The 2,605-nt window shown below is 50.7% G+C and carries 2 protein-coding genes; both read right to left on the bottom strand.

Going from position 1 to position 2,605, the window contains the following annotated elements:
• Positions 1 to 925: 925 nt before the first annotated feature.
• Positions 926 to 1,603, bottom strand: a complete 678-nt coding sequence (locus AB4Z11_RS28990; RefSeq protein ID WP_442029285.1) for a hypothetical protein — start codon at positions 1,601 to 1,603, stop codon at positions 926 to 928.
• A 294-nt stretch (positions 1,604 to 1,897) separates the two neighbouring features.
• A partial coding sequence (locus tag AB4Z11_RS28985; RefSeq protein WP_442029284.1) for a hypothetical protein occupies positions 1,898 to 2,605 on the bottom strand: 708 nt, incomplete at its 5' end.

Below are 2,605 nucleotides of genomic sequence, written 5' to 3'. Positions count from 1 at the left end.
AGCCTCTACTCCGACGCGTTGTAGCCACGACTCTAGGTTCTCAGCTGCTGATCCAATTTTCTCGTGACTTACTGACCATCAAGGTGGCATCGCACGCAAGCAACGCTCTTCACACTTCGAAGTTATGAAAGCCGCATTGGGCACTGGCATGAGCGATCTGCACTAGGCGTTGCGGTGATGTCGCCCCACCACGGAGACCAACGCCAATTTCGCAACGCCCGACCGGCAGCCAGGGCCTCATCGTTATCGCCTGGTTGCCCGACCGCGTAGCGGGCGAATGCATATCCTCAATTGAGAATCGCCAGGTTATTCCAGATTGGTATCCGCGAGTTAGAACAGCGGGAATAACCAAATGCGTACCATCAAGCATTTGACATGCTCAAAGAAACTTACCTCCCATAGCATATGCTTAAGGGAGGATATCTTTACTAGAGGGTTGCAAGGAATAGCCGCTGGCCCCTGATTCGCAAATCAAGAAGCCTTTCATCATCAGAGCACTTCTGATAACTTCGACAGTCATTCGGACCACGCACTATCTTCGCCTGCGTGTCGGTCATCTCAGTCCTAGCCCCACAGAGACCGGTATCCCCTCGCCGCTGCCGTATCTACCCGACCAGCGAGGCGGTCACTTCGGCTCCATTCATTTGCGATGGGTTGGCCCAACCGTCGAGTGGCGACGTGCTCAATCGACGTGGTGACCTGTGAGTATAGAAAGATGGAAGCACCATGTTAGCGCCAGGTAGCAACCAAAACGATTATTGAGAGTCCGACATAATGCAGCGTTTCATTTCATGAACTCATTCAGCGGAAGCCCAATAACCAAGACCCCAGCGACAGATGACGAGCTAAACCACTGTGTACATGGGATGGTCAGTTCTGATAAATCAGCACCAACTCGAAATCAACCATGGATGAGCCTCTCCCCTTAACCGTCTTCTCTAAACTTTTCGCTCAACAAATGCTGAATCTCATCATCCACTTCATTGGCATCCATTACCACAACGTCGTGACCATCCCAATAGAAGTACTCATAAGCTAACTCTTGCATTCGCCTCGTCACTTCGTCAATCGTCAATGTCTTGTCGAAGACTTCGATACCATCGGAGCCGGACAGCCAGTCATCAGCCGAAATGCCTTGCGATTCGACTTGCAACGTCCACCAGCCCCGATAAGTCTCCGGCGTCCGGGTTAGACAGTCGGCTTGATACTCCAGCTCATCTTGGCTGCTCCAAGTCTGGTTTTTCAAGCATTCATTTCGATATTGATCTCTATCCTGGAACCAGCCTGCATGATCAGATGCCGCGGCTGTAGCCCAGTCATACCAAATACATTGAATTCCGATTTCGTCCCATCTTGTCACGGCTTTAATAAGTTCGGCTTTGGTTCGCGCGAAGATCCATTCGCTCCCATGCAAGAACGTTTGCCCATTAGTGAGCGCGATTCCTTTTGCCGCAAACGAGAAGCGTGATTTATGCAGTTCCCAAAAAGACCGCAGGTCTGTAGCCGTCGTAAGGCGAACGAACATTGCACCGGCAACTTCTAGGGTCTCAGGAAGAGAAATGTCGATTGGTAACAGGCGTCTGCGGTCTTCTTTTTGTTTCATGTAGGTCCTCTAAAATCGATAGTGTAGAAGCGTGTCAATCGCACCTTGATTGGCCAATACTTGGTCGTGCGGTACCAGTAGCGCGGACCGACGTAGAGAAGCGTTTGAAACTTTGAGCCCCTAAGACGTTTCATTACGCCGCTGAGAACCCGCAAACGCCTACTCAAGGATTGCGAATTGAGAAAACATTCCTCACAGAGGTCTGCAAGCTTGGCATTAAATCGAAATCGCACCAGTCGCAGTAACTCCAACGAGCCAAAGCGCACTGCTGGTCTCCGGTGCGAGACTTCGCTTTCAGGGGCGAGGTTGTTGAAGAGGGTTAGCCAATGGAGGCCTACCAGGCGGAGTCGTGTTACCACTACCGCTGCCGAACGGCATTAGTCCTGTCAAATCCATGACAAATGGGGCGTAGTCCCGAACAAACCTTCCGTCAGCGTTATTCAAAATGAAATGACCAGTCAATATTTCCTGCCCAGTAAAGTGAAATTGTGAATAATTTACTTTAGCACCGTCTATATCGTGCTGACCAGCGTAAAGAGATTGTGAGCCACTGTCGAGGTTCAACTTATATTGTCCACCAACCGGATTACGCCACCGGATTGCGAACCCATCCCTCACTAATTCAACCCAAGCTTGAATGCCAAAGCTTGTTGGCAATGCAGGTATGCTTTGTGGTTTCACAGTTACCTGTGATGAGACCAAACCATTTTTACCACCGCGTGTAGCAAATAAGGTGATTGAGTAAGACGTTCCATTTGTTAACGCTGGTATTAAAATCGAACTTGCGGTCCCGCTTACAGTCCTGCCGCCTGGATTGACCACGGCTGTATAACTCTCGGCGCCGTCGACAGGCGCGAAGTCGACGAATGCACGACGATCGGCCGCCCGGACTGCCACCACGCGAGGCGCCGGCAACTTCCCAACGGATAATAGGCTTAGATCAATTCGGAACGCTTCATGCTCTCGCACGAAATGTTGCTGGTCATCGTATTCCATAAACCG

Origin of the sequence: Pseudoduganella sp. RAF53_2, assembly GCF_052113985.1 — a bacterium.
In the GTDB taxonomy this organism is placed as follows: Bacteria; Pseudomonadota; Gammaproteobacteria; order Burkholderiales; family Burkholderiaceae_D; genus Rugamonas.
Note: the sequence above shows the minus strand (reverse complement) of the source record. Positions and strands in the feature narration are given on the sequence as shown.